Genomic DNA, 26,327 nt, shown 5'->3' with positions numbered 1-26,327 from the left:
ACCCGGTGGCCCTGATTACCCGGTGGCGCGCGCGGGCATGACCGTCGGCGACGGCCAGCACGAGGAGTGACCGATGTCCGCGTACGCCAGCACGGTGATCAACGCCTCCGCCGACGAGGTGTGGGAGTACCTGAGGGATTTCGGCAACCTGGCGGAGTGGCTGCCGGCGATCACCGGCTGCGAGATCGAGGACGGCGGGGACTCCCGGCCGGGCGCGGTGCGCAGGCTGGAGAGCCCCGGCGGAGTCTTCAGGGAGCGGCTGCTCACCCTCGACGACACCTCGCGCTCGGCGACGTACGAGATCCTGGAGAGCCCGCTGCCGGTCCGTGACTACCGGGCGCTCTACCGGGTCGCCCCCGTCACCGACAGCGGGAGGGCGTTCGTCGAGTGGTCGGCCACCTTCGAGACCGGCGACGCCGCGAAGGTGCGGAGGTTCGTCGTCGACCAGGTCTTCGAGCCCGGCCTGGCCGCCCTGCACGGGCGCTTCTGACCGGGCGCCGTCGCTGCCGCGCGGTCCGGGCGGCGTCTCCGGCGGATGTCGCGGCGCGGCCCCTTCCCGCGGGAGACGCCCCGCGGGAAGACTCCGCTCGCCGGGCGGATATCGGCCGGCCGGAAAGAACCGGCTACCGGAAGGCCTCCGCGAGACGGGCCGCGGCGTACTCGCGTGCCTCGGTCGCCTGGTCGAAGAAGCCCGGCAGGCCGAAGAACCCGTGGATGGCCCCCTCGTATCTCCTGACCTCGACCGGCACCCCGGCCGCGGCGAGCTGGGCGGCGTACTGTTCGCCCTCGTCGCAGAGGGGGTCGCACTCGGCGACGATCACCGTCGCCGGAGCCAGGCCGGACTTGTCGGCCAGCCGGGCCGGAGCCAGCCGGGGGTCGGCCGGGTCACCGCCGTACTGCGCGACGAACCAGGCCATCTCCTCCGCGCCGAGCCCGAAACCGGTGGCGTAGGCACGGTAGCTCCCGGTGTCCATCGCCACGTCGGCCACCGGGTAGACGAGCAGCTGATGGGCCAGTTCGAGCCCGGCGTCCCTGGCCTGCCAGGCGGCCACGGCCGCGAGATTGCCCCCGGCGCTGTCACCGCAGACCGCGACGCGCCCCGGGTCGATCCCGTAGGCGCCGGGACGGGCGAAGACGTCCTGGACGACGCTCCACGCGTCGTCGGCCGCCGCGGGGAAGGGGTGGTGGGGCGCGAGCCGGTAGTCGACCGAGACCACGACCGCCCCGTTGCGCACCGCGAGGTCGCGGCCGAGGGCGTCGTTGCGCTCGACGCTCCCGAAGACCCAGCCTCCGCCGTGGAAGTAGACGATCGCGGGGAGGGGACCGTCGCCCTCCTCGGGCCGGTAGACCCGGACCGGTACGCCCCCGACGACCTCGTCCCTGACCGTCGGGAGGGGAATGATCGGACCACGCTGCTCGGCGAAGGCGTCCAGGGTCCGCAGCTCGGCGATCATCTCGGGGGTGAGCGTGGAGAGAGGGGCACCGAGGTCCGTCTGGAAGAGTTTCAGGTAGGCCTCGGCCTGCGGGTGCAACGGCATGATCGGCACTTTACCCGCCGGATCCCCGCACGGCGTGACCCCGCGCGCGACGGCCCCTGAGCGTCGCGGAACACCGGACGCGCGTCACCGCCGGGCCTCGGCATCGCCACCGTCGGGCCTCGGCGTCACCGCCGGGCCTCGGCGCCGGGCCGCCTGGGCCATGCCACCGGGCCGCACCGTCGGACGTCACCGCCGGACGTCACCGTCGGACGTCACCGCCGGGCCGCCTCGACCAGGGCCTCGATGAGCCGGTTGTCCCCTGCGCGCCCGGGATTCCACTGCACCCCGACGCAGAACCGGTGCCCCTGCAGCTCGACGCCCTCGACGATCTGGTCGTCGGCCCAGGCCACGGCGAGCAGGCCGGTGCCCAGCCGCTTGACGGCCTGGTGATGGGGCGCGGTCACCTCGGCCGTGTCGCCCACCGTCTTGCCGAGCTTGCTGGAGACGCTGATCTGGATGCGGTGCGCCTGGGCGGCGGCGTGGCGGTCGTGGTCGACCACCTCGGGGAGCCAGGGGATCAGGGTCCCGCCCTGGGCGACGTTCAGGACGTGCATGCCCCGCCCCGAGGCGAGCAGCGGCAGGTCGGCCTTGACGGCGGCGCGGGCCAGCGCCAGCTCGAAGCGGTCGCGGTGCGGCTGGGGGTCCCTGACGCGCTCCTCGTGGGCGGCCCCGTAGAGGGAGGGGTCGAGCTCACCCCCGCCGGCGAGGATCACGCCCGACAGGCCGCCGACGTAGTCGTCGATCCCGCCGAGGTTGAGCGGGGGCAGCAGCACCGGGGCGCCGCCCGCCTTCTCGACGGCCCGCGCGTAGGAGGGCGGCGACAGGACGGCCTCCCTGACCCAGTCGCCCCAGCGGGCGGCCTCGAGGTAGGTGGTGATACCGATCAAGGGTCGGGGCATGCGTTCTCCAGGGGGCGTGCGCGAGGTGGCGCCACCTGTTTCGGACAGCACCGATCCCACCTCCAACAGCTCCCCTATCATGGCGCACTCCATTTCGGTCATGTCACACATTCGAGGTATCAGTGTCGTCTCGCCAGGAGTCCTCAACTCTCACCGCGGGGACGGTTCACACCCCCGGCGATCCGGAACTCCGACATGACCACATGGTTTACGACCAGTGAACTCTCGGTTCAAATCGAACGTGATTATTATTCGCTTACATCGATCGCCGACAATTAGTTGGTCACGCAAAATAACTTTTCAATTACGGATAGTTAGATTTCCCACCATATTGCTGAGAAACGGTTGTGACGTCTACATGGTGATGGAAGACTCAAATTCGAGTGGCCAGGTGAGCCGGGGCTCCCGGTCGCTCGTCACCCGGAGCCGTCAGGGAGGTGGATCTGCATGATCGGACTTTGATCCGATCAATTAGGGTGGGTTCGTTAAATGTCGTTGAATCCGCATCTCGTCAAGGAAAGTTTCGCTCTCGTCGAACCCGTCGCGGACAAGGCCGCGGCGTACTTCTACGGGCGCCTGTTCGCCGAGAGCCCGCACCTGCGGGCGATGTTCCCCCCGGCGATGGACGTCCAGCGCGACCGCCTGTTCAGCGCGCTGACCAGGATCGTCTGGAGCCTGGACAGCCCCGGCAGCCTGGCGTCGTTCCTCGGCCAGCTCGGTCGCGACCACCGCAAGTACGGGGTCCTCGCCGAGCACTACACCGCGGTCGGCAACGCGCTCCTCGCCACGATCAGGCGCTTCGCCGCCGAGATCTGGAACAACGAGATAGAGGCGGCGTGGGTGGCCGCGTACACGGCCGCCGCCAATCTCATGATCGAATCAGCCGAGTCGGACGCGGGCGTGTCGCCCGCCTGGTGGCTGGCCGAGGTGATCGACCACGAGCTCCGCACGCCGGACATCGCGGTGATCACCCTGCGGCTCGACCAGGAGCTGCCCTACACGCCCGGCCAGTACGTCAACGTGCAGACCGCACGCTGGCCGCGCGTCTGGCGCACGTTCTCCATCGCGAACGCGCCCAGGGACGACAACACCGTCCGCCTGCACGTCCGCGCGATCACCGGCGGCTGGGTCTCCACCACGCTGGTCCAGCACACCCGGATCGGCGACACCCTGATGCTGGGCCCTCCGATGGGCACCATGGTGCCCGCCGACTCCGGGCGCGACATCCTGTGCGTGGCGGGCGGCACCGGCCTGGCCCCCATCAAGGCGATCCTGGAGCACGTGATCGGCTCCGGACGCCGTCCCAACGTCCACCTGCTCTACGGGGCCCGCACCGCCGCCGAACTCTACGACCTGACCGACCTGGTACGGATGGAGTCGGCCTTCCCGTGGCTGCGGGTACTGCCCGTGGTCTCCGGCGAACCGGGGTACGACGGCATGCGGGGTCAGGTGGCCGAGGTGATGGAGCGGTTCCACTCGTGGGCCGGCCACGAGGCTTACGTCTGCGGCCCGACCGCCATGGTCAACGAGACGGTCCGCAGGCTCCAGCGGGGCGGAATGCCGCTGCCGCACATCCACCGGGACATCGTGCAGGGTGAGCTCTGAACGACAATCGGGACTAACACCCCGAACTGATCACGCAAATTTCATAGAGCACGGCGGGACACGGCGTGGCATGGCAGCATGAGGCCCAATCCGAAAGGAGATGGTCATGCACGACGGCCCCCCTCCCAGCCCGTGCCCACCTCTCGACCGCCACCCGCGCGGACCCGTCCGCCGCCATCGTCATCCGTCCGGCTCTCCGGCCGGAGTCGTCCGCCCGCACGCGCCCGTCCCCGGCCCCCTCCACCGGCGGCGGCTCCGCCGGGGTCAGGACGACACCCGTCCCCGGCCCCCGGCCGGTCCGGGCCCTGCGGCCGCGCCCTCCCCTCGCGACACGGTGCGCTGAGCCGATGGCCAGACCCGTCACGCTGGTGACCTTCATGCTTCCCGCCACGCTCCGGCACTGGGCGGGCGAGACCACCGAGATCCGCGTCTTCGCCATCGCCGACCACGACGACGGCCACCCCACGCTGGGCTCCGCCCTCGACATGCTCCGCCGCACCCACCCGTCCCTGGAGCAGCGGCTCCGCGACGACTACGGGTGCATCCGCCGCCACATCAGCATGTTCGTCTGCGGCGAGAACGCCCGGCACCTCGGCGGCCTCGACTGCGCGCTGCCCCCGGGCGCCGAGATCTTCGTCCTGCCCGCCCTCTCCCGCCGCCAGGAGACCACGAGCTGACCGCCCGCGAGAAACACCGGGCCGAGCGCGGCGGGCAGGAGACCGAGGAGAACCGAGGAGGCGGCGGGCGGGAAGCTCTCCGGCCCGCACGCCCGGCGGCTCCTCTAGGGGGCGACCCTGCCGGCGGCCACGAAGGCCGCGTGCGTGAGGGGCATCAGCTCCGCCCAGGCCGCCTCCATCTTCTCCGCCACCATCTCGATCTCGCGCTGCGGGAACGAGGGCACCCTGGCCTGCTCGTTCTTGGTGCGCAGGGAGAGGAAGTGCATGAGCGAGCGGGCGTTGCAGGTGGCGTACATCGAGGAGAAGAGACCGACGGGCAGCACCGCCCTGGCCACCTCCCTGGCGATCCCGGCCTCCAGCATCTCCTGGTAGGCGGCGTAGGACTGCCGGTACGACGACTCCATCGCCTCAGTGACGATCTTGTGCTGCTCGGCGCTGCCCTCGGCGAAGACGTACTTGCCCGGACGGCCCTCCTGGACCAGCTTCCGCTCCGGACCCGGAACGTAGAAATTAGGCTGAAGCTCCCGGTAACGCCCGCTTTCCTCGTTATATGACCATCCGACCCTGTGGCGATGGAATTCGCGAAACACGAAGATCGGCGCGGACACGAGGAACGTCATCGAGTTGTGCTCGAAGGGGCTGCCGTGCCGGTCGCGCATCAGGAAGTTGAGCAGCCCCCTGGAGCGCTCGGGGTCCTTGCCGATCTCCTCCAGGGACTGCTCCCCCGCGGTCGACACCCGCGCGGCCCAGAGCACGTCGGTGTCGGAGGCACTGTGCTTGACCAACTCCACGGTCACGTCGTCGAGAAAACGTGCCTCTGCCCCATCGCCCGTCAACTGGTCCCCCCTCGTCGCACCAACAGTCGCCACATTATTCCAGGGGCCCAGCCGTCCCGGGGGCGGGCACCCGTCACAACCGGTATATCCGGCGGGCGTTTCCCGAGCCGATCATCTGCGCCACCCGGGCGGCGTCCGCGGCGCTCCACTCGCCGTCGGCCAGTCGCGCGGCGAGTGCCCCGGCCAGGCCGCGCCGGTAGTGCAGGGCCCCGAGGTGGCAGGTCTCGGCCACACCGTGGCCGCCGGAACCGAACAGTTGCTTGTGGAACGGCACGAGTTCCAGCAGTTCCGCCATGACCGCGGCCGACCCCGTGGCGCTGCGGGCCAGGGCCGCTCCCACGTCGACGTAGACGTGCGGGAGGGCACCCGCCAGATAAGCCGCCTGGCGATGGAACGGATGGCAGTGCAACAGGACGACGGGGACGCCCATCGGCTGCGTCGCCGTGATGAAGCCGGCCAGCGGCGCCGGACCCGCGCCGTAAGGACCGGAGTCGGGACCCCAGCCCGAACCGGCGAGACCTCCGGCGGCGCCGAAGCCGCCGTGACCGCCGACCCGATGGGTCTCGTGGCCGCCGTACGCGCCGCGGCCGCCGGAGGTGGCACGGCCGGCGCGCCCCGGGTGGGCGCCGTGGCGCGTACCGCCGGCGTGGCGGGCGAGGCCGGTGTGGAACTGCAGCGGCCGCCCGTACTCCCTGGCCACGTCGATCGCCGTCCAGAGCAGGTGGCGCAGGAGCACCTGGTCGGTGAGCCTCTCCCCCGGGCAGGCCAGCCGCCGGGTGGCCGCCGCGATCACCGCTCCCCGGCTCGGCCTGGCCGGCTCGAGGGACCGGCCGGAGCGGTGGGCGGTGACCGACTTCAGCGCGACGGCGCGGACGGCCCGCTCGGCGAGTTCCTGGGCGAGGGCGGAGATGTAGGAGGCGCCCGAGACGGCGGTGCCGGCGACCTCCTCCTCGGCCCGCTCGATGTGGACGACCCGCGCGGTGTCCGCGCCGCCCGCGTGCCCCGTCCCGGCCGGTGGCGGCACCTCGTCGGCACCGCCGGGGCCGCCGTCGAAACGGTCCCGGCGGTCCGGACGCTCCAGGCGGTCCAGGACTCCGGGACCTTCGAACCCGCGGGAGCCGCCAAGGGCACCGAGGGCACCACGGGGTCCGACACCGCCGCGACCGCCGGGGCCGCCGAAGCCCTCCCCGTCGGAGTCGCCGGAATCATCGGAGTCGTCGGACCCGTCGAACAGGAAGGTGGAGATCCCCGCGGCGCCCAGCAGCCGCCGGTTCACCTCCGTCGCGCCGAGCTCCGCCCTGCGGGCCAGGTAGACGGCGGGCGGCACGTGCGGGGCGAGGCCGAGAACGGGGGCGCACCAGCGGCGGACCGCGGCGCCCGCGGGGGTGTCGAAGTGGGTGGTGCCCGGCGGCGCGGGGGTCTCCGCGTCGGTGAGCAGCGTCTCGAACCGGGCCCGGGTCAGCTCGTCGCGGCGCACACCGCGGCAGTTGTGGTCGACCAGCGGCGCCAGCAGCGCCTCCCGTACGGCGTCGGGCAACTCGACGGGCAGCACGCCGTCCGACCTCATGCCCGCTCCTCCCCCGCCGCCGGGCGTACCGGCCGGTCCTGGCCCGGTACGCCCGGCGGTCTCCACGACGGGGAGAACTCTAGGGTCACCCGGCGGGACCGCCGGGCGCGAAGTACGGGTTCTTTACCCGTTCTTGCGGCAGAGGCGGAGAACGTTGGCGATGATCTTCGCTCCCGAGCCCCCCTCGGCGGTGAGGATCGACTCGGGATGGAACTGCACCGCGAAACGGCGTCGCTCCACGTCCTCGATCGCCATCACCGCGCCGTCCGGGGTGAGCGCGGTGGCGGTGAACCCGGCGACGCCCGGCCGCTTGGCGTGGACCGAGTGGTAGCGCGCGGCGGTGAACTCCTCGGGGAGCCCGTCGAGCAGGGCGCTGGGACCCAGCCGCCGCACCTGGCCGCGCTTGCCGTGCTCGGGATAGGACAGCAGTTCGAGCGTGCCGCCCGCCTGCTCCACCATGCCCTGCAGGCCGAGACAGACGCCGAACACCGGCAGGTCGCGCTCGTAGAGGGCGCCGACCAGGGCGGGCAGCCCGAAGTCGGACGGCCAGCCGGGGCCGGGCGACAGGACCACCAGGGAGGGCGCGATCTCGTCGATCATCGTGACGGGGAAGCCGTGCCTGAGCGTGACGACCTCGGCGCCCTGCTGGCGGAAGTAGTCGGCGAGGGTGTTGACGAAGGAGTCCTCGTGGTCGACGAGCAGCACCTTCATCCCGCTGCCCGGCGGCGTGGCGGCCACCTCGGCCTCGGCCCGCTCCTGCGGGGCCGCGCCGACCGCGGCCAGGGCGCCCAGCAGGGCGCTGGCCTTGAGCTCGGTCTCCCGCTCCTCGGCCTCGGGGTCGGAGTCGAACAGCAGCGTGGCCCCGGCCCTGACGGTGGCGACCCCGCCGCGGATCTGCGCGGTGCGCAGGGTCAGGCCGGTGTTCATCGAGCCGTCGAAGCCGATGTAGCCGACCGCCCCGCCGTACCAGCGCCGCGTGGTGGCCTCGTGGTCCTCGATGAACTGCATCGCCCAGGTCTTGGGGGCGCCGGTGACGGTGACGGCCCACATGTGGGTGAGGAAGGCGTCGAGGGCGTCGAACTCCGGGCGCAGCCGGCCCTCGATGTGGTCGACGGTGTGGATGAGCCGGGAGTACATCTCGATCTGGCGGCGGCCGATCACCTGGACCGTCCCCGGCACGCAGATGCGGGACTTGTCGTTGCGGTCCACGTCGGTGCACATGGTCAGCTCCGACTCCTCCTTGACGCTGGACAGGAGGGTCCGGATCGCGTCGGCGTCCTCGATGGGGTTGCCGCCGCGGGCGATGGTGCCGGAGATGGGACAGGTCTCGACGCGGTCGCCGCTGACCCGGACGTACATCTCCGGGGAGGCGCCGACCAGGTGCTCGCCCTCGCCGAGGTTGAACAGGAACTCGTACGGCGCCGGATTGACCTTGCGCAGCCCCCGGTAGAAGGCGGCCGGGTCGGTGCAGGGCGCGTGGAAGACCTGGCCGGGAACGACCTCGAACAGGTCGCCGCGGACGAACTTCTCCTTGGCCGCCGCCACCACCTTGGCGTAGGAGCCCCTCTCGGGGTCGGCCGGGAGCTCGGACGGCGGCGGGGTCAGCGGCACGACCTCCCCCTCGCGGGCGAGCCCGTGGGTGGAGACGCCGTCCACGGTGAACTCGTAGCGGAACTCCTTGCTGGTCTCCCTCTTGCGGTCGATCACCATCACCCGGTCGGGCAGGTGCAGCACGAGGTCGCGCTGGTCCGCGGCCCGCGTCAAAACCTGCCTGATCGGCTCGAACTGGAAGGCCAGGTCGTAGCCGAAGGAGCCGTACAGGCCCAGGTGCTCGTTCTCGCCCTTGAACGCGGCGATGACCTCGCGGATCGCGGTGAAGACCGTGGGACGGCGGCTGCGCATCTCCTCGGGGAGGATGTCCTCCGACTCCGCCACGTAGACCTCGACGAGGTCGGCCGTCGGCTCCTCGACGGGCTTGCCCGCCGCCAGCAGGCAGGACACGACGGCGGGCAGGACCACCCTGCCCCGGGCGTTCAGCGCGCGGGCGGAGATCCTGCGCCCCCTGGCGACGATCTCCAGGCAGGGGTCGACGTAGGCGAGGTGCCATCGGCTGTAGCGGCCGGGATACTCCATCCCGGAGGAGAGCACTCCGCCACGGCGCTCGCCGAGCGTCGTGACGACGTCCTCAAGCACCGTCTCGGGCACGTCGGACGCGGTGACCTCGACCCCTATGCCGCCTGCGGTGGTATATCGGCTCGTCTCCACTGCGGTATCGCCCCTTTTGATGTCCCTGATGCCCAGAGGGAGCGGACGCAGAAAAGGCCGCCTCCCTGGGCGGCCGCCTGTCTGCTCGCGAATGCGAAACCTGCGCCGCCTAGAAGCGGCGCCACCACTGAAGGGTAATCGGGTCTCGCATGTGGCCAGAGTACCGGCGGTGACCGCGATCATGCAACGTGACACCGCGCCGGCCCCGTACCGGCGGGGAATCCAGGGAGGTGGGCAGGCGCCGGTACGGAGCCGGCGGGCCGGAGGATGACGAGCCTCACACCGGAGAGCCCTGGCCATCGCGAGCCCTGTTCTGTTACCAGTGGGTAATCACGGGGCTGCGCGAGGAGAGCACATGGGGACGATCACCTGGCCGCGGACGGCCGTCCACCGGGTCACGGTCGAGCGCGACCTGCCGGTACCGATGCCCGACGGGGTCACCCTGCTGGCCGACCGCTACGCGCCGGCCGGCGCCGTGCGCCCGCCCACGATCCTGATCCGCTCCCCGTACGGAAGGCGCGGCGTGTTCGGGCGGACCTTCGGGCGCGGGTTCGCCAGGCACGGGTTCCAGGTCGTGATACAGAGTTGCCGGGGCGGCTTCGGCTCGGGCGGCCTGCTCGACCCGCTCGGCGACGAGCACGACGACGGGCTGGCCACGCTGGCCTGGCTGCGCGCCCAGGACTGGTACGGCGGGAGTCTGGCCATGCACGGCCCCTCCTACCTGGGATACGCGCAGTGGGCGATCGCCCCGTTCGCCGGGCCTGACCTCAAGGCCATGTCCACCTCGGTGACCGCCTCCCAGTTCCGGGACGCCGCCTATGTGGGCGGGGCGTTCGCGCTGGAGTCGTCGCTGATGTGGACCACGCTGACCGCCTCCATGGAACGGCCGTTCGGCGGGGCGAGCGCTCTGTTCATCCCGCGCAGAACGCGTCGCGCGGCCCTTTCCGGGCGCCCCCTCGGGGAGCTTGACACGCTGTCGGCGGGCAGGGGCATGCCGTTCTTCCAGGACCTGCTGGCCCACCACGCCGAGCCCGCCGCCTACTGGGGCAGGCGCGACTTCTCCGCCTCCGTGGGCGAGGTGGAGGCCGCGGTCACCATGGTCGGCGGCTGGTACGACGTCTTCCTGCCCTGGCAGGTCAAGGACTACACGGCGATGCGGGCGGCGGGGCGGCGCCCGTACCTGACGATCGGCCCCTGGTACCACGCGGACGTGCGGCACGGCCGGGTGGCCAACGCCGAGGCGCTCGCCTGGTTCCGCGCGCACCTGCTCGGCGACCCGTCGGGGCTGCGCGAGCAGCCGGTCAGGCTGTACGTGACGGGCGCGGGCGAGTGGCGCGACTACTCCGACTGGCCGGTGCCCGGCGTGCGGGAGCAGCGCTGGCGCCTGCGTCCCGGCTTCGGCCTCGCCCCCGACGCCCCCGAGGCCCCTGACGCCCCTGACGTCCCTCATGCCCCTCATGCCGTCGAAGGCCCTGGCGGCACCGGCGGCCCGTACGGCGCCGAGCCCGACCGCTTCCGCTACGACCCCGCGCACCCGACGCCCGCGCTGGGCGGCCCGGTCCTGCTGGGCAACTCGGAACCGCGTGACAACCGCAGGCTGGAGGCCCGGCGCGACGTGCTCGTCTACACCGGCCCCGAGCTGCGGCGGGACACGGAGATGATCGGCCCGGTCTTCGCCGACCTGTACGTGCGCACGGGCACCGGGCACGCCGACGTGGTGGTCCGGGTCTGCGACGTGCACCCGGACGGCGCCTCCTACAACGTGTGCGAGGGCGTACGCCGCCTGGCTCCCGGTGACCCGCCCGCCGGGGACGACGGGATCCGCCAGGTCCGGGTGGATCTGTGGCCGATCGGGCACCGTTTCCGGCGCGGCCACCGGATCCGCGTGCACGTCGCCGGAGGCGCGTACCCCCGGATCGCCCGCAACCTCGGCACCGGTGAGCCGCTGGGCACGGGCAGCGCGATGGTCACGACCGACCACGAGATCTTCCACGACCCGTCCCACCCGTCCGCGGTCGTGCTGCCCCTCGTCCCCTCCTGACCGGGCCGGGTCTCCCTCCCGCGCGGTCCCGTTCCGCCCTCGCCCGGCCGCCTCCGGCCGGCACCGGCCGACCTCACCCAGGTCCCGCCCGTGCCCCACCCTGCCGCGGTCACGGGTGCGCCGGGGCTAGGGTCGGAGGGTGCGCGCGGCCAGGTTGATGTCGTTGGTCCTGCTGCTCCAGGCCCGGGGCGGGATGACCGCGGCGGAGCTCTCCAGGGAGCTGGAGGTCTCCGAGCGGACCGTCCACCGTGACGTGCTGGCCCTGTCGGAGGCCGGCGTGCCGGTGTACGCCGACCGCGGGCGAGGCGGGGGCTACCGGCTGCTGGACGGGTACCGCACCCGCCTCACCGGGCTGGACCGCGCCGAGGCGGAGGCGCTGTTCCTGTCGGGCGTGCCGGAGGCGCTGCGGGAGATGGGACTGAGCGAGGTGGCGGCCACGGCGCGGCTGAAGGCCTCCGCCGCGCTCTCCCCCGGCCTCCGCGACGCCCCCGCGACCGCGGCTCAGCGCTTCCACCTGGACGCCCCCGGCTGGTTCGCGAGCGAGCGTCCCCCACCGGCGGCGCTGGCGCCCCTGGCCAGGGCGGTGTGGGGCGACCACCCGGTCACCGCCCTCTACCGGCGTGCCACGCGCACCCGGCCGGGTGAACAGACCGACCGGCCCGGACAGCCCGATCAGCCCCGTCAGCCCGGCGAAACCCGGGAAACCGGGCGGACCGAAGGAACCGGACAGGCTGAACGCGGCGGCCGGACCGAGCGTGACGGACGGGCCGGGGAGAGCGGGCGGTCCGAGCAGGCCGGGGCCGCCCGGCGGCGCCTGGAGCCGTACGGGCTCGTGCTGAAGGCGGGAGTCTGGTACCTGGCGACCCGGTTCGCCATCTACCGGGTCGACCGCTTCGACGAGGTCGAGATCCACTCCGGCCTGCGCTTCGAGCGGGACGAGACCTTCGACCTGGCCGCGTTCTGGGGCGAGCGGGCGGCGCAGTTCGCCGGGTCCCTGCTCACCGCGCACGTCACCGTACGGCTCAGCCCCGCCGGGCGCCGCGCGCTCCCCGCCGTCGCCGACCCCGCCGCTCTCGGCTCCGCCCTGGCCTCCGCCGGCGAGCCCGACGGGCAGGGGTGGGTCACGTTCCGCCTGCCCGTCGAGTCACCGGAGATCGCCTACAGCCAGATCCTCCGCTTCGGCCCGGAGGCCGAGGTCGTCGACCCGCCCGGCCTCCGGGCCCGCCTCGCCGAAGCGGCCACCCGCCTGCGCGACCTGTACGCCTCTCCCCGCTCCCCCGCCGACCCCGCCCCCGACATCTCCGACACCGGCGCGCCAGGCCGCTGACCCCGGCCGGGGATCCCAGCCGAGGATCTCGGCCGGTGGTCCCGGCCCGGGGTCGCGGCGCCGGTCCCGATGGTGGTCAGCGGTAGCCGGTGGCGTCGGCGGGTTTGCCCTTGCTCTCGACCTCCTCGATGTAGCGCCAGGCGTCGGGCCTGCTGCCGTCGACGTCGGTGAAGCCGTACACCTGGGCGAGCTGCCCGCTGGACACCGACCGGCCCGACCAGCGCATCCGGTCCTCGTCGGCGGCGAGGGCGACGACCGCGCGGCCGGTGTAGGCGGGCGTCTCGGAGATCACGAAGTGCGGCTGCTTGGCGGTGGCGTCCCGCCAGTTCTCCTCGGTGACGCCGAAGGTCTCCAGCATGCTCTCCGACCTGAGCCAGCCGGGGGTCAGCGAGATCGCCGCGCAGCCGTGCGGGCGCAGCTCGTGGGCCTGGCTGAACGCGAGGCGGTTCACCGAGATCTTGGCCAGGTCGTAGAAGGCCGAGAGCCGGTAGTTGACGGTGTTGTACTCAAGGGTGCCGTCGGTCACCTCGATCACCATGCCCCCGGGATTCTCGATCAGCAGGGGCAGGGCGTGGTGACTGGTGATCAGGTGGGTGTCCACCGCCAGCCGGAGGATGCGCAGGCCGTCGTCGAGGGAGTGCTTCCAGACGGGGACGTGCCACTCGGTGAGCGGGTCGGCGCCCCAGACGTCGTTGACGAGGATGTCGAGCCTGCCCTGCTCGTTCCTGATCCGTTCCACCAGGGCGCGCACCTGCTCCGGGTCCAGGTGGTCCACCTGGACCGCGATGCCGTGACCGCCCCCGCGGGTCACCAGCTCGGCCGTCTCCTCGATGGTCTCCGGCCGGTCCATCTCCGAGCGCCGCTCCCGTGTGCTCCTCCCGGTGCAGTAGACCGTGGCACCGGCCGCGCCCAGCTCCACCGCGATTCCCCGGCCGGTCCCCCTCGTCGCCCCCGCGACCAGGGCGACCTTTCCTTCCAGCGTTCTTGTCATGAGGCCAGCGTGACGCGAAAACAGGACATCTACTGTCATGTTTTCGCGTCACACCGGCCGAGGGACCCGGACCGGGGCGGAAGGCCGTGGCGCGGCGCGGCGCGGCGCGGCGCGGCGCGGAACGGCCGGTGGGAGGGGCGGGAAGGACACCGCGGCGTCCGGCGGCCCCGCCGGGAAACCGGCGGCGGGCGTCCCGGTTCCAGGTCGGGGACCTCACCGCGCACGACGCCGTCGAAGCAAGTAGTTGCTGGTCAGTGACACAACACAGACCTCGGACGGCCGTCGGGGTCCTTTGCGCGCAATCGATGGGTCGCTAGCGTTTTTTCGGAGTGGCCAGAACGGCGAGTCATCCAGGGGGTCCCATGAGCGAGTCTCCGACACCACCGCTGCACATGCGGCGAGCCGAATTCGGTCCCGACCCGGAGCTGGAGGCGATGCGGGACGGGGAGGGAGTCGGGCTCGTCAGGACACCGCCCGGCGTCGACGCCTGGCTGGTGACCCGCCACGAGGACGTGCGCGCGGTGCTGAGCGACGCGGAGCGGTTCAGCAACGCCCGGACGACCACGTTCCAGCTGCCCGGCGACCAGAGCAGCGAGGAGGAGCTCGCCGTGCTCCGCGCGGGCAACCTGCTCGCCTTCGATCCCCCCGAGCACACCCGGCTGCGCCGGATACTGACGCCGGAGTTCACGCTCCGCCGGATACGCCGGCTGGAGCCGCGGATCACGCGCATCGTCGAAGACCACCTGGACGCGATGGAGAGCGCGGGCTCCCCGGCCGACCTGGTGTCGTCGTTCGCGCTGCCGATCCCCTCCCTGGTGATCTGCGAGCTGCTGGGCGTGCCGTACACCGACCGGGCGGACTTCCAGCGCAGGACCGGCCTGTTGCTCGACGTGTCGGCGCCCATCGAGGAGCGCAGGGCGGCGCAGCTGGAATCGCGCGCCTACATGGCCGAGCTGGTCGCTCGCGCCCAGGCCGATCCCGGGGAGGAGCTGCTCGGCACGCTGGTGCGCGAGCACGACGACCTGACGACGGACGAGCTCGTCGGCATCGGCGGTCTGCTGCTGGTGGCCGGTCACGAGACCACCGCCAACATGCTCGGGCTGGGCACGCTGGCCCTGCTGCGCCACCCCGACCAGCTGGAACTGCTCAAGAAGGAACCCGAGCTCATCGACGCCGCGGTGGAGGAGCTGCTGCGCTGGCTCAGCATCGTCCACTCCAGCACCTTCAGGACGACCACCACGGAGGTCGAGATCGCCGGCCGCAGGATCGGGCCCGGCGAGCTGGTGATGTGCGCGCTGCTCGCCGCCAACCGCGACCCCGCGTTCCTGTCCGATCCGGAGGTGCTGGACATCACCCGGGGGGCGCCCGGCCACCTGGCCTTCGGCCACGGCGTGCACCACTGCCTGGGTGCGCCGCTGGCGAGGATGGAGATGCACATCGCCTTCCCCGCGCTGCTCAGGCGATTCCCCGAGCTGCGCGCGATCGAACCCGACGCGCACTTCCGCTCCTTCAGCTTCGTGTACGGCCTGTCGTCCTTGAAGGTCGCCTGGTGACGTCACGGTAAGACCGTACGCCGGCCCGCCGGACGGGGGTTCCGGCCACCGGCGGAGAACGCCGGTAGGCGTGGCGGTCCCGGGACGGCCGGATGCGCGGCCTGCCGGGTTCGAGCACGACGACCATTCGACCGATCCGACACGGGGGACCACGGCATGTCCGACCAGGAGGCGGCGAGTGTGCTGTTCATCGGGAACGCCACGACGCTCATCCGCTACAACGGGTTCACCATCCTCACCGACCCCAACTTCCTGCACCGTGGCCAGCACGCCTATCTGGGCTACGGGTTGTTCACCAGGCGACTGACCGAACCGGCGCTGAACGTCGACCGGCTCCCGCCCCTCGACGCCGTTCTCCTCTCGCACATGCACGGCGACCACTGGGACCGGGTGGCCCGCAAGGGGCTGGACCACAGCACACCGATCGTCACCACGCCGCACGCGGCGCGGAAGCTGAAGCGGCAGGGTTTCGGCGGGGCGGTCGGCGTGGCCACCTGGCATGACCACGAGCTCCGGAACCCGGCCGGCTCGGTGAAGATCACCTCGTTGCCCGCGCGCCACGGCCCCGGCCTGGTGGACCTCCTCCTGCCGCCCGTCATGGGAAGCATGCTGGAGTTCTCCGGCACGGACGGCCGTGTGCGCCTGCGCCTGCACATCAGCGGCGACACTCTCATGGCGAGGGAACTGGACGCCATCCCGCGGCGCTTCCCCGACGTCGACGTGGGCGTCGTCCACCTGGGCGGCACGAAGCTGCTGGGCCTCCTGCTGGTGACGATGGACGGCCGGCAGGGGGCCGAATGGGTGCGTCTGATCAAGCCGCGCCACGTGCTGCCGGTGCACTACGACGACTACGGCGCCTTCAGCTCACCGCTCTCCGACTTCCGCGACCACGTCGAGCGGAGTGGCCACGGAGACCGGGTCGTCTACCTGTCCAGGGGCGAGAGCCATCGGCTGCCCGAAGTGTTCGAGCGGCCGTGAGCGGTACGGGCGGGTCGCGCCGCCGCCTTCCCGGCGGCCGCCCGCTCGGCCTTCCCATCTCCTGTGATAAGCAGTTCATTACCCGAGGGAGCGAGGAGAACATGGCGGACAACACCGAGTTCGAGCTGCGCGGGATCAACCACCTCGCGCTGGTGTGCTCGGACATGAGGCAGACGGTCGACTTCTACTCCGGCGTTCTGGGCATGCCCCTGATCAAGACGATCGAGCTGCCGATGGGCTGGGGGCAGCACTTCTTCTTCGACTGCGGCGGCGGCAACGCGCTGGCGTTCTTCTGGTTCCCCGACGCGCCCGAGGGCGTTCCCGGCGTCTCGGCGCCCAAGAACCTGCCCGACCGGGGTGAGCTGCTCTCCGCGGTCGGCTCGATGAACCACATCGCCCTCGACGTCGCCCCGGACCGGATCGAGGAGTACCGCGACAAGCTCATCGCCAAGGGCGTGGACGTCGGGGTGATCCTCAACCATGACGACAGCGAGTTCGGCATAGCGCCCGCCATGGGAGAGGGCGTGTTCGTCCGGTCGATCTATTTCAAGGACCCCGACGGCATCCTGGTGGAGTTCGCCGCCTGGACCAGGGACCTCGGCCTGCCGGAGGACGTACGGCACGAGCCGAGGACCGCCGCCGACAGGACCGTCTGAGCCCGCGCTCCGGCGGACCACGTGAGGCCCGCCGGCGGGGCCTCCGGGCGCCGGCGGCGCCGAGTGAGACCGCGCACCGGCGGGATCGACGGCGGCGTGCGAGACCGCGCCGGCGGGGTCGGGACATCGCGCCGGATCTCGCAGGCGGGAATGACGGCATCGCGCGAGACCGCGACCGGCGGCTCCGGGTGCTGTGTGACGTGTCACGCCGTGGGACACATCGCGCGCCGTGTGACACGCCTTCACCTATCACGCCTTTACGAGGACTTGCTCGATCATGTCAAGGAAGCCGCGCCGGGAATTCGGTGACCGGTGGGATCCCGTCGGCGAAGTGGGCCCATCCGGGAGGCATGACCCCCGCGACCTCGCCGGCGACCTCGACGAAGGAGCCGGGCTACCGTTCGTCGCGCCACCGGTGCCGCTCGGCGCTCGGTGACCTGAATGAAACGGCCGTGTAATTACGCTGCCGGTCAGCCGAAGGGGACGGTCCTGCCCGGACACCCTTTCTCCAGCTCAAGGAGACCGCGTTGACCACTCCAAACGGGAACCGGAGCGATCACAGCCCATGGAACTGGCTGCTCATCGTGCCGATCATCCTACCTTTGCTCCCGTTTCTCTTCAATTCCGACGAGCCCCGGCTTTTCGGCTTTCCGATGTTCTACTGGCTCCAGCTCGCCTTCATCGCGGTCGGTGTCACATGCACCACGATCGTGTACCAGATGACGAAGCGGCGGCGGTGACCCGATGGAAGCTCACCTGACAGAAATCATCGTCTTCTCCGCACTGTTCCTGCTGGTCAGCGGCATGGGATTCGTGGCCGCGCGCTGGCGCCGCCCGGAGAACCTGGCAAGCCTCGACGAGTGGGGGCTCGGCGGCCGGAACTTCGGCTCGTGGGTCACCTGGTTCCTGGTCGGCGGCGACCTCTACACCGCCTACACGTTCGTGGCGGTGCCCGCCCTGCTCTGGAGCGCGGGCGCGATGGGCTTCTTCGCGGTGCCGTACACGATCGTGGTCTACCCGATCGTGTTCCTGGTGCTGATCCGCCTCTGGTCGGTCTCGCACGTGCACGGCTTCGTGACCCCCGCCGACTTCGTCCGGGCCCGCTTCGGCTCCCCCACGCTGGCGCTGCTGGTCGCGATCACCGGCATCGTCGCGACGATGCCCTACATCGCCCTCCAGCTCATCGGCATCGAGGCCGTGCTGAAGTCGATGGGCATCACCGGCCACCTGCCGATCATCATCGCGTTCGCGATCCTGGCCGCGTACACCTACCAGTCGGGCCTGCGCGCCCCGGCGCTGATCGCGTTCGTCAAGGACACGCTGATCTACGTCGTGATCCTGGTGGCGATCTTCGCGATCCCCGCCCAGATCGAGGGCGGCTGGTCGGGCATCTTCGACTCCGCCCAGGCGAAGTTCGCCGCCAGTGCCCCGCCCGGCGACGGCATCCTGCTCAACGCGAACAACCAGCTGCAGTACGTCACGCTGGCCCTGGGATCGGCGCTCGCGCTCTTCCTGTACCCGCACAGCATCACCGGCGTGCTCGCCTCCAAGAACCGCGACGTGATCAAGCGGAACATGTCGGCGCTGCCCGCCTACAGCCTGCTGCTCGGCCTGATCGCGCTGCTCGGCTTCATGGCCATCGCGGCCGGCATCCAGCCCATCGGCAAGGACAACAACACGATCGTGCCGCAGCTGTTCGACAAGATGTTCCCCGACTGGTTCACCGGCGTCGCGTACGCCGCGATCGGCATCGGCGCGCTGGTCCCCGCGGCCATCATGTCCATCGCCGCGGCGAACCTCTTCACCCGCAACATCTACAAGGAGTACCTCAAGCCGGACGCGAGCGACGCCGACGAGGCCCGTGTCTCGAAGATCACCTCGCTGCTCGTCAAGGTCGGCGCGGTGCTGTGCATCCTGTTCCTGGACACCGGCTTCTCCATCGACCTGCAGCTCATCGGCGGCGTCATCATCCTGCAGACGCTCCCGTCGGTGGCGCTCGGCCTCTACACCCGCTGGTTCCACCGCAGCGGCCTGATCGCCGGATGGGTCGCCGGCATGGGGGCCGGGATGCTCCTGCTCTACAACATCGGCAACCCGGCCACCGGCAAGCTGCACTTCGCCGGGTCGGCGTTCCCGCTGGAGAAACTGGGCCTGGACACCAAGATGACGATCTACGCGGGCATCCTCGCGCTCGCGGTCAACCTGGCCGTCGCCGCGCTCGGCACGGTCATCGCGCGCGCAATGAAGACGACCGACGGCGTCGACGCCACCCAGCCCGACCACTACTTCGCCGACGAGGGCGACCCCAGGATCAAGGATCTCGACCTCGCCCCCCACTGACCCACCGGACGCGCCGCCCGTTCCGGGCGGCCAGAACCTCAGGATCGAGGACCGGGACCCCGGAGGATCACCCACCGGCCCCCGGAACCGAGCGCGGGGGGAGAGCCTGTCCGGCTCTCCCCCCGCGCCGCGTCGTCGTTACCCGCTGGCCGGGGCGCGCAACTGCGCGATCAGCGCCTTCCCGTCCCGGACGAGCACGTCACGCGCCGCGGTGTCGGGCACCCAGAGCTTGAGGCGGGCGAGTGCCACGAAGGCCTCCAGCGAGGCGATCGCGAGCTGCTTCCTTCCCGCCTCCGCGTGCTTCCTGGCCTGGTCGAGCTGGACGCCGAGCAGGACGCCCCGCACCGAGCCCTCCGCCTTGAAGCGGTCGAGGAGATTCCGCACGTCGGCGAAGGAGGTCGTGACCTCGAACGCGACGGTCTGCTTCGTGACGTGACCCGCCTCGTCCTTCGCGGTGACGGTCAGCGTGTGCGCGCCGAGCGCCAGCTCGGACAGGGCGAGAGGCTTGCCGGAGACCACCTGCAGGTCGCCGATGGCCGCCGTCACGCTCGCCACCCCCGACGTCGCGTCGGCCGCCGAGAAGACGGGCGTGACGGACGCGGAGTCGCCGTACTTCCCGGGCTGCACCCCGCTCACGGACAGGACCGGGGCGGTCTTGTCGATCTTCGCCGTGACGGTGCCGACCTGCGAGACGTTGCCCGCGTTGTCGGTCGCCCGGTAGCGCGCGGTGGCCGTCCCGTCGGCGGTCAGGGTGACCGGGTTGTTGGCGTTCAGCCACGTCGTGCCGCCGTTGAGCGAGTACTGGCGGCTCGCCACCGTGCCGTTGTCGGTCGCGGTGACCGTCAGCGTGACGTTGCCGGTGTACCAGCCGTTCTCCCCGCCCGGCTCGGCCGGGGCGAGCGTGGCCGACACGGTCGGAGGCGTCTCGTCGGAGACCCCGTCGCCCTGGAAGGTGAACCCGTCGACCTCCACGCCGCCGGTCGAGGTGACGTAGAGCTTCCCGCTGCCCGTCGGGGCGCCGGTGAGCGAGGTGTCCACGCTCTGCCAGCCCGATCCGGCGGGCACGGTGACGGTGGCGAACGGCTCCGCCGTCTCCGAGCCCCAGCGCAGGGACAGCGTTCCCGCACCGGAGGCGCGGGTCTTCACACCGGTGACGCCGGCGAAGTTCACCGGGTCGTACGCGATCCAGTCCCCGGCGTCGAACGACGTGATCTTCGCCAGGCCGGACGCGCTCTCGTCCTCCACCCTGGTGACGCCGCTGCTCGCGTCCGCGTGCTCGGCCTGCAGTTCCTTGGGGTTGAGGATGAGCGTGGCGTCGCCGAGCGCCCCGGGGATGTCACCGGCGCCGTTGTCCCGGTAGCTCACGACGACGACGCCGAAGATGTTCTCGGTCTCGCCGTGCTCGGGGGCGTCGGCGGGCGTCGGCCAGGCGCCCGAGCAGCCCGAACCGAGGGTCTCGGGGTGGGCGTGCGCGTCGTGGCCGAGGCCGAAGGTCCACTGCACCCGGCCGCACACCGGGGTGTCGCCGTCCTCCTTGTCGGAGACCTTGATCTGGAACGGCACCGCGTCGCCCCAGTTGAAGAAGGAGCCGTTGCCCGGCGTCTGGATGGTCACCTCGGGCGCGGTGTTGCCCACGGTAATCTCGGTCGAGGTGAGCCCGAACTTGCCCTGCGCGTCGGTCACGCGGAGCCTGGCGGCATACTGCCCGAGCGCGGGGTAGGTGTGCGAGGCCGTCACGCCGGTGGCGTCGAAGGTCCCGTCGCCGTCGAAGTCCCACTCGTAGCGCAGCGCGCCCGGCTCGGCGTCGGTGGACGTCTCCGCGCTGAACGCGACGGTCAGCGGCGCGGCGCTGCTCGACGTCGGCTTGGCGACGATCTTCGCCTGCGGCGTCTTGTTCCCCTCGGCGTAGTCGATGCGGTAGAGGCCCGCGTCGGGGTTCGCGCGGAAGAAGCCGTCGCCGTAGTCGAGCACGTACAGCGACCCGTCGGGACCGAACTCGATGTCCATCGGGCTGTCGGTGATCGGCATCGCCGCCGTGGTCAGCGCGCTGTTGGGCAGGAAGTGTTCGAGCTTGGTCACCGGCCCGTCCGGCCCCGTCACGGTGAACGCCGCGAGGTAGTCCTGGGAGAACTCGCCGAAGAAGAACTTCTTGTCCCAGTACGCCGGGAACTTCGTCGTCGACGGGTTCGCCGCGTCGTAGTGGTAGACGGGGCCGCCCATCGGCCCCTGGCCGCCCGCCGGCTCGAAGTCGGTGAGCCCGGCCCACTCCGCGGGCTGGTGGGTGTTGTTGTCGCCGTAGTAGAGGTCCGCCGGGGTCGCGGCCGGCAGTTTGTCGACGCCGGTGTTCCAGCGGGAGGTGTTCGTCGGCCCTCCCGCGCAGTCGAACCACGCGCGCGGTGTCGAGGTCGCGAAGTTCCAGTCGTTGTAGTTGAAGTTGTTCCCGGTGCAGTAGGGCCAGCCGCTGTTCATCGGCTTGTCGATGGGGGTGACGTTCCACTCGACGTAGCCCAGGGGCCCGCGGGCGGGGTCTGCCGCCCCGGCGTCGGGGCCGTAGTCGCCCCAGGAGACCGTGCCGGTCACGTCGTCGACGTCCATCCGGAAGGCGTTCCGCACGCCCGTCACGAAGATCTCAGGACGCGTCTTGGCCGTCCCCGGCGGGAACAGGTTGCCGGCCGGGACGGTGTAGGAGCCGTCCTCCTTCACCGTGATCCGCAGGATCTTGCCGCGCAGGTCGTTGCTGTTGCCCGCGCCGCGCCGCGCGTCGAGGCCGGGGTTCATCCCGGGGGCGTCGTTGTTGGGCGCCATGCCGTTGGCCCCGGGCGTGCCCGCGGGGGTGTTGTCACCGGTGACGAGGTAGAGGTTGCCCGCGGCGTCCCAGTCCATGTCGCCCGCTACGTGGCAGCACTGCCCGCGCTGAGCCTCGACCTTGATGATGACCTGCTCGGTGGACAGGTCCAGCGCGTCACCGGTCCACTTGAACCGCGACAACTGGTTGTAGCCCTTCCACTGGTTCCAGTACGACTCGTCCGCGCCCGCGGGCAGCGAGTTGGGCGCCGAACCGGTGGGGGTCGTCTCCGGGTACGGCGCCGTCATCGTCTTCGGCGCGTAGTAGACGTAGACCCACTTGTTCTCGGCGAACTTCGGGTCGATCGCGATCGTCTGGAGACCGTCCTCGGAGTTCGCGTAGACGGGGATCGTGTTGATGACCTTGGTGAGGCCGGTGGCGCCGTCGGTCAGCCGGATGTCGCCGTTGCGGGCGGTGTGCAGGACCCGCTTGTCGGGCAGGACCGCCAGGTCGATCGGTTCGCCGACGTTCTTGGTCAGCGTGATCTTCTCGTAGTTCGACCAGTCCGTGGGCGCGGCCAGGACGTCGGTATGGGCCTGTACGGGGGCGGTGCCGGGCACCACCAGGGGGAACAGCAGGGCGACCAGTGCTCCACCGAGCATGGCGCGGGTACGCTTCAACTTCCTGAGCCTCTTCTTCAGGGGGGTGTCAGGACAGGGCGGGCCGCCACGCGTGCCGCGGCAACGGCTTCGATCACGTGGCGGTCCGCCGAACCCGTCTCCGGGTTCTTTTTCGAGGTGCCCTTCGGGGGGCCTCCAAGGAGTTCGCCCGGTCGTCCGCCGGACTCTCAGCGACGGCGGCGCAGGGCGGCCAGGTTCTTGTAGCTGAGCTCGGAGTACTGGAGCGAGCGGCCCGGCGCCTCGGCTCCTCCGGGCGCGTTGTCCTGCTCGTACATCGGGTTGTGGCGCCGCTCGATGTCCAGCTTGGAGAAGAAGGCGCGGTAGTCGATGTCACCGGTGCCGAACGGCACCATGTCGTAGCCGTTGCCGGTCGCCGTGTTGGCCTTCCCGTCCTTGGCGTGGAACAGCGGGAACCGCTTCTCGTTCTGTCGTACGAGCTTCAGCGGGTCGAAGATGTCGGCCCGGGTGGAGCCGTCGCCCGCGACGTACGAGCGGTGCTTGTACTGCGCCACGTGCGCCCAGAAGATGTCCATCTCGAGATAGACGTGCCTGCGGCTGGTGATCCGCAGGAAGTACTCCAGCTTCCTGATGCCCGACGAGCGGGTGGGCCGGCCGAGTTCGTCGAGCGGGCCCTCGTCGAGGAGGAAGCCGTACGCCGCGTCGTGGTTGTGCGTGTACAGCTTGAGCCCGGCGGCCGAGGCGATCGAGCCGAGACCGTTCCACTTCTGGGCGGCGAGGTCCCAGTCCGCCTTGTAGGCGCTGTTGGTCGGGTCTCCGCCGGTGCCCACATGCTCCATGCCGAGGATGTTGGCGATCTCCAGGGTCAGCTTGAAGCGGTCGAGGTCGGCCTGGGTGAGCGGCCAGGAGCCGGGGATGAAGCCGTGGTTGCCCTGGGCCTTGAGCCCGTTGTCGTCGAGCCACCGGCGCAGCAGCCTGGCACCCTCGACGGTCTCCAGGTCGGCCCCGCCCTCGGCGTTCGCGTGCTGGCGGTAGCCGGCGAACTCCACCTGCTTGTAGCCGATCCGCGAGAGTTCCTCGAACACACGCCGGAAGCCGGCCGGCAGGCTCGTGTTCGCCGCCGGGTCGCGGGAGATCACGTCACGGACCGTGTAGAGGATGATGCCCCGCTTGGCCTCGGGCACCAGGGCGTTCCGGTCGCCGTGACCGTGGCCCTGACCGCGCTCCTGGTCGCCGCCGGGGGAGGCGTACGCGGCCGACGCGAGCGGGCCCACCGCCGAGACGGCGGCCACCGCGGTGACTCCTGTCGTGGCCGCGAGGAACTGGCGGCGGTTCAGTCCGAGCCTGCGGCGCAGCGCGCCCGCGACCTCGTCGAACTCTTCTTCGTGTGCACTCATGGTTTCCTACCTCCGTGTGGGTGGATGGAGCCCCGTGATCCCCGATGCCTCAGCCGAGTGACCGCCGACTCCTTTCCGCCGCAGGCCGGGGCCCCGCCCGGCGGATCGCCTCTCCGAGGAGATCCGCCCGCGAACGCCGCCGGCCGACTCACTGCGCACTCTTGATGTTGTGCAGAGAACTTGGCGTGGAAGTTACGCGTCTTCTGACGTTTTTGGAAGAACTTTTGTCATGATCAATTTAACTTTCTACGAACCACAACCGAAGTCACCCCGGTGCGCGACCCCGTCCACCAGGCCCGACAGACCGGTGAACGGTGGATCTTCCCTGATGGATCGGGGTGTCCGCCTCCCAGGGCGCCGCAATAGACTTGGTTTGTAACGATATGAGCAGATAACACCCTCGGACGGCCCGCCTCGACCGGCCCTACGGGCTCGCCGATCAACGAGCGGTTCGCCTCGCCACAACGGTCACGGGACCTGTCCAGCGGGCACTTTGGTGGAGAAGGCTGAAAGTTTCGCTCACAATCGGCAGAAGTGTTGGTTCACCCATCGGGTGACAGTGACGTACCGGAAGACATCAGGCGGCACATCAGGTCGCACGGGCCGCCGGGCGTCTCGCCGACCGGCGACACCGAACCTCCATCCGACACCGGGCCTCATCAGGCGGGCTTTCCCATTCGCCTCGCCGCTTGTAGCGTCTTGACATCCTTCCCGCCCGGAGGCGGAGGTTTCCGCGCTCGAGGTTTCCGCGCTCAAGGAGAAGTCATGGTCCCGGCGAGGAACACGAGGAACGAGAAGGGAAACGCCGGATGCGCGCGGCCGGACTCGGAGCCATCTCACTGGTGATCGCACTGACCGCCTGCGTCCCGGCGCCCGGCGCCGCACCACCGGCCTCTCCCTCGGCGACGAGCCCCGCGCCCGCGCCCCCTTCGCCCTCCTCCGAGCGGCCGGATCCTCCCACGGAACCGGGCCCGGCCGGCTCGGCCTCCACCCTCCAGGCGATCGCGGACGACCTGGTGGCGGCGGCCGGTTCCCCGGGGGCCGTCGTGCACGTCCGTGACGACGGAAAGGTCCAGGAGGCCGCCGCGGGGTTCGCCGACCCGGCGACGCGCACCCCGATGCGGGTCGACCACCGCTTCCGGATCGCGAGCATCACCAAGACGTTCACCGCGACGATCACGCTCCAGCTGGTACGCGAGCGGCGGCTGGCCCTCCACGACACGCTCGGCGAGCTGCTTCCCGGGGTCCTTCCCGGCGCCGGCCGGGTGACCGTGGAACAACTGCTCAACCACACCAGCGGGATACCGGACTATCTCACCGACTCCCGCTTCATGGACGCCATCGTCGACGGCGGCATGTACACGCGCGACTGGCCGCCGCGGGAGCTGCTCGGTTACGGCGGAAGACCGGGCAGAAGCGGGGTGAACCGCTACTCCAACGGCAACTTCATCCTTCTCGGTCTCATCATCGAGAAGGTCACCGGCCAGAGTTACGCCGAGGCGCTCCGAGAGCGCGTCACAGGGCCCCTGAAACTGCGCGACACCGAACTGCCGCGAGATCTACGGCCGCCCGGGCTCGCCACGGGCAGGCAGGGCGACGGTCCCGGGGCGACGGTCGTGAACTCCTCGATCTTCTGGTCCGCGGGCGGGCTGGTGTCGACCGCGAGGGATGTGGGCGCATTCTACGAGGCACTGTTCGGCGGGAAACAGGCCGTGTCCGGTGGCGAATCCGCCGAAGGATCGGCGCCGAGGCGATTACTCGAGGGGGCCGCGCTGAAGCGCGCGGACGGTCTGGGCATCTTCGCCGACAGGCTGCCGTGCGGCATCCGGGTGTGGAACCACTCCGGGATGATCTACGGATACTCGGGGGTCGCCATGAGTAGCGAGGACGGCCGGCGCCAGGTGGTGGTGCAGCTCAACTCCCCGGCGGCCGGGCAGGCGATCGCGACGGCGGGAAGGCTCATGTGCCGATGAGCCGCCTGACGGCCGAACGCCCTATAGGGGACTTCCCCGGTCCGGGGAATGATGGGATCTCGGGAGTCTCCCGTTGGAGTTTCCCGTGGGGAAGGTGTCGCACAGGGCCCCGAGCAGACCCCGCAACAGTCCCGAACAGGCCCCCGAAAGCGGTGGCGGGCAGGCCTCGAAACGGGTCGCCGGTAGGTCCCGGAAAAGGAGCCCGGGAACAGGCCGGAAAAAGGGTCCGGACATGCCTGAGGGCCCCCACCAACGGTGGAG

Annotated in this window: 19 protein-coding genes; 11 read left to right on the top strand and 8 right to left on the bottom strand. The window is 70.9% G+C overall.

Annotated elements, in window-relative coordinates; genetic code table 11:
- The first annotated feature begins 73 nt into the window (after positions 1-73).
- A complete protein-coding gene (locus ACVCAG_RS33280; protein ID WP_447191065.1) occupies positions 74-490 on the top strand; it encodes an SRPBCC family protein in 417 nt (138 codons plus the stop codon).
- A 133-nt stretch (positions 491-623) separates the two neighbouring features.
- Here the strand turns inward: ACVCAG_RS33280 and ACVCAG_RS33275 are convergent, their stop codons facing one another.
- Positions 624-1,538: an alpha/beta hydrolase gene (locus ACVCAG_RS33275; RefSeq protein ID WP_447191064.1), complete on the bottom strand. Its 915-nt coding sequence runs from the start codon at positions 1,536-1,538 to the stop codon at positions 624-626.
- Between the two features lie 212 nt (positions 1,539-1,750).
- Complete coding sequence (locus ACVCAG_RS33270; RefSeq protein ID WP_440087409.1) at positions 1,751-2,437, bottom strand: gamma-glutamyl-gamma-aminobutyrate hydrolase family protein; 687 nt, start codon at positions 2,435-2,437, stop codon at positions 1,751-1,753.
- 489 nt (positions 2,438-2,926) lie between these two features.
- On the opposite strand from ACVCAG_RS33270, the gene ACVCAG_RS33265 reads away from it, so the two are divergent.
- Complete coding sequence (locus ACVCAG_RS33265; protein ID WP_440087410.1) at positions 2,927-4,042, top strand: globin domain-containing protein; 1,116 nt, start codon at positions 2,927-2,929, stop codon at positions 4,040-4,042.
- A 347-nt stretch (positions 4,043-4,389) separates the two neighbouring features.
- Entirely contained in the window at positions 4,390-4,719 is a 330-nt protein-coding gene (locus ACVCAG_RS33260; protein ID WP_350977370.1) for a hypothetical protein, read from the top strand.
- Positions 4,720-4,823: 104 nt separating this feature from the next.
- On the opposite strand, the gene thyX is transcribed toward ACVCAG_RS33260, so the two are convergent.
- The 3 genes from thyX to ACVCAG_RS33245 form a co-directional block, all read right to left on the bottom strand.
- The gene (gene thyX / locus ACVCAG_RS33255) at positions 4,824-5,516 is read right to left on the bottom strand and encodes an FAD-dependent thymidylate synthase (protein ID WP_440087411.1); all 693 of its coding nucleotides are present in this window, start codon (positions 5,514-5,516) and stop codon (positions 4,824-4,826) included.
- 112 nt (positions 5,517-5,628) lie between these two features.
- Positions 5,629-7,122, bottom strand: coding sequence for an amidohydrolase (locus ACVCAG_RS33250; RefSeq protein WP_447191063.1), 1,494 nt, complete (start codon positions 7,120-7,122; stop codon positions 5,629-5,631).
- Positions 7,123-7,245: 123 nt separating this feature from the next.
- On the bottom strand, positions 7,246-9,387 hold the full coding sequence (locus tag ACVCAG_RS33245) for an anthranilate synthase component I (RefSeq protein ID WP_440087413.1): 2,142 nt from the start codon (positions 9,385-9,387) through the stop codon (positions 7,246-7,248).
- A gap of 355 nt (positions 9,388-9,742) precedes the next feature.
- Between ACVCAG_RS33245 and ACVCAG_RS33240 the strand changes: the two genes are divergently transcribed.
- Positions 9,743-11,428 carry a CocE/NonD family hydrolase gene (locus ACVCAG_RS33240; RefSeq protein ID WP_440087414.1) on the top strand — a complete coding sequence of 562 codons (1,686 nt, stop codon included), beginning with the start codon at positions 9,743-9,745 and terminating at the stop codon, positions 11,426-11,428.
- Between the two features lie 139 nt (positions 11,429-11,567).
- Positions 11,568-12,755 (top strand): HTH domain-containing protein, encoded by a 1,188-nt coding sequence (locus ACVCAG_RS33235; RefSeq protein WP_440087415.1) that lies wholly within the window; start codon positions 11,568-11,570, stop codon positions 12,753-12,755.
- 76 nt (positions 12,756-12,831) lie between these two features.
- On the opposite strand, the gene ACVCAG_RS33230 is transcribed toward ACVCAG_RS33235, so the two are convergent.
- Positions 12,832-13,746, bottom strand: a complete 915-nt coding sequence (locus ACVCAG_RS33230) for an SDR family oxidoreductase (protein ID WP_440087416.1) — start codon at positions 13,744-13,746, stop codon at positions 12,832-12,834.
- A gap of 362 nt (positions 13,747-14,108) precedes the next feature.
- On the opposite strand from ACVCAG_RS33230, the gene ACVCAG_RS33225 reads away from it, so the two are divergent.
- The 5 genes from ACVCAG_RS33225 (at position 14,109) to mctP (ending at position 19,273) form a co-directional block, all read left to right on the top strand.
- Complete coding sequence (locus tag ACVCAG_RS33225; RefSeq protein WP_440087417.1) at positions 14,109-15,299, top strand: cytochrome P450; 1,191 nt, start codon at positions 14,109-14,111, stop codon at positions 15,297-15,299.
- Positions 15,300-15,455: 156 nt separating this feature from the next.
- Entirely contained in the window at positions 15,456-16,277 is an 822-nt protein-coding gene (locus tag ACVCAG_RS33220; protein WP_440087418.1) for an MBL fold metallo-hydrolase, read from the top strand.
- A 101-nt stretch (positions 16,278-16,378) separates the two neighbouring features.
- On the top strand, positions 16,379-16,933 hold the full coding sequence (locus ACVCAG_RS33215) for a VOC family protein (protein ID WP_440087419.1): 555 nt from the start codon (positions 16,379-16,381) through the stop codon (positions 16,931-16,933).
- Positions 16,934-17,460: 527 nt separating this feature from the next.
- Positions 17,461-17,673, top strand: coding sequence for a DUF3311 domain-containing protein (locus ACVCAG_RS33210; RefSeq protein WP_440071415.1), 213 nt, complete (start codon positions 17,461-17,463; stop codon positions 17,671-17,673).
- Between the two features lie 4 nt (positions 17,674-17,677).
- Positions 17,678-19,273, top strand: coding sequence for a monocarboxylate uptake permease MctP (gene mctP / locus ACVCAG_RS33205; RefSeq protein ID WP_440087420.1), 1,596 nt, complete (start codon positions 17,678-17,680; stop codon positions 19,271-19,273).
- 138 nt (positions 19,274-19,411) lie between these two features.
- On the opposite strand, the gene ACVCAG_RS33200 is transcribed toward mctP, so the two are convergent.
- Together ACVCAG_RS33200 and ACVCAG_RS33195 are read right to left on the bottom strand one after the other, a co-directional pair.
- Positions 19,412-22,738, bottom strand: a complete 3,327-nt coding sequence (locus ACVCAG_RS33200; RefSeq protein WP_440087421.1) for a PQQ-dependent sugar dehydrogenase — start codon at positions 22,736-22,738, stop codon at positions 19,412-19,414.
- A gap of 167 nt (positions 22,739-22,905) precedes the next feature.
- Positions 22,906-24,093: a TIM barrel protein gene (locus ACVCAG_RS33195; protein ID WP_440087422.1), complete on the bottom strand. Its 1,188-nt coding sequence runs from the start codon at positions 24,091-24,093 to the stop codon at positions 22,906-22,908.
- Between the two features lie 809 nt (positions 24,094-24,902).
- Here ACVCAG_RS33195 and ACVCAG_RS33190 point away from each other — a divergent pair.
- Complete coding sequence (locus ACVCAG_RS33190; protein WP_440087423.1) at positions 24,903-26,066, top strand: serine hydrolase; 1,164 nt, start codon at positions 24,903-24,905, stop codon at positions 26,064-26,066.
- Positions 26,067-26,327 lie beyond the last annotated feature (261 nt).

This window comes from Streptosporangium sp. G12, from assembly GCF_052983175.1.
Note: the sequence above shows the minus strand (reverse complement) of the source record. Positions and strands in the feature narration are given on the sequence as shown.

Excerpts from the sequence above, each read along its gene's own strand:
- ACVCAG_RS33190 (WP_440087423.1), top strand. The coding sequence starts at position 24,903 with ATGCGCGCGGCCGGACTCGGAGCCATCTCACTGGTGATCGCACTGACC.
- mctP (WP_440087420.1), top strand. The coding sequence starts at position 17,678 with ATGGAAGCTCACCTGACAGAAATCATCGTCTTCTCCGCACTGTTCCTG.
- ACVCAG_RS33220 (WP_440087418.1), top strand. The coding sequence starts at position 15,456 with ATGTCCGACCAGGAGGCGGCGAGTGTGCTGTTCATCGGGAACGCCACG.
- ACVCAG_RS33250 (WP_447191063.1), bottom strand. The coding sequence starts at position 7,122 with ATGAGGTCGGACGGCGTGCTGCCCGTCGAGTTGCCCGACGCCGTACGG.
- ACVCAG_RS33265 (WP_440087410.1), top strand. The coding sequence starts at position 2,927 with ATGTCGTTGAATCCGCATCTCGTCAAGGAAAGTTTCGCTCTCGTCGAA.
- ACVCAG_RS33230 (WP_440087416.1), bottom strand. The coding sequence starts at position 13,746 with ATGACAAGAACGCTGGAAGGAAAGGTCGCCCTGGTCGCGGGGGCGACG.
- ACVCAG_RS33240 (WP_440087414.1), top strand. The coding sequence starts at position 9,743 with ATGGGGACGATCACCTGGCCGCGGACGGCCGTCCACCGGGTCACGGTC.
- ACVCAG_RS33215 (WP_440087419.1), top strand. The coding sequence starts at position 16,379 with ATGGCGGACAACACCGAGTTCGAGCTGCGCGGGATCAACCACCTCGCG.
- ACVCAG_RS33280 (WP_447191065.1), top strand. The coding sequence starts at position 74 with ATGTCCGCGTACGCCAGCACGGTGATCAACGCCTCCGCCGACGAGGTG.
- ACVCAG_RS33260 (WP_350977370.1), top strand. The coding sequence starts at position 4,390 with ATGGCCAGACCCGTCACGCTGGTGACCTTCATGCTTCCCGCCACGCTC.
- ACVCAG_RS33275 (WP_447191064.1), bottom strand. The coding sequence starts at position 1,538 with ATGCCGTTGCACCCGCAGGCCGAGGCCTACCTGAAACTCTTCCAGACG.
- ACVCAG_RS33270 (WP_440087409.1), bottom strand. The coding sequence starts at position 2,437 with ATGCCCCGACCCTTGATCGGTATCACCACCTACCTCGAGGCCGCCCGC.
- ACVCAG_RS33195 (WP_440087422.1), bottom strand. The coding sequence starts at position 24,093 with ATGAGTGCACACGAAGAAGAGTTCGACGAGGTCGCGGGCGCGCTGCGC.
- ACVCAG_RS33225 (WP_440087417.1), top strand. The coding sequence starts at position 14,109 with ATGAGCGAGTCTCCGACACCACCGCTGCACATGCGGCGAGCCGAATTC.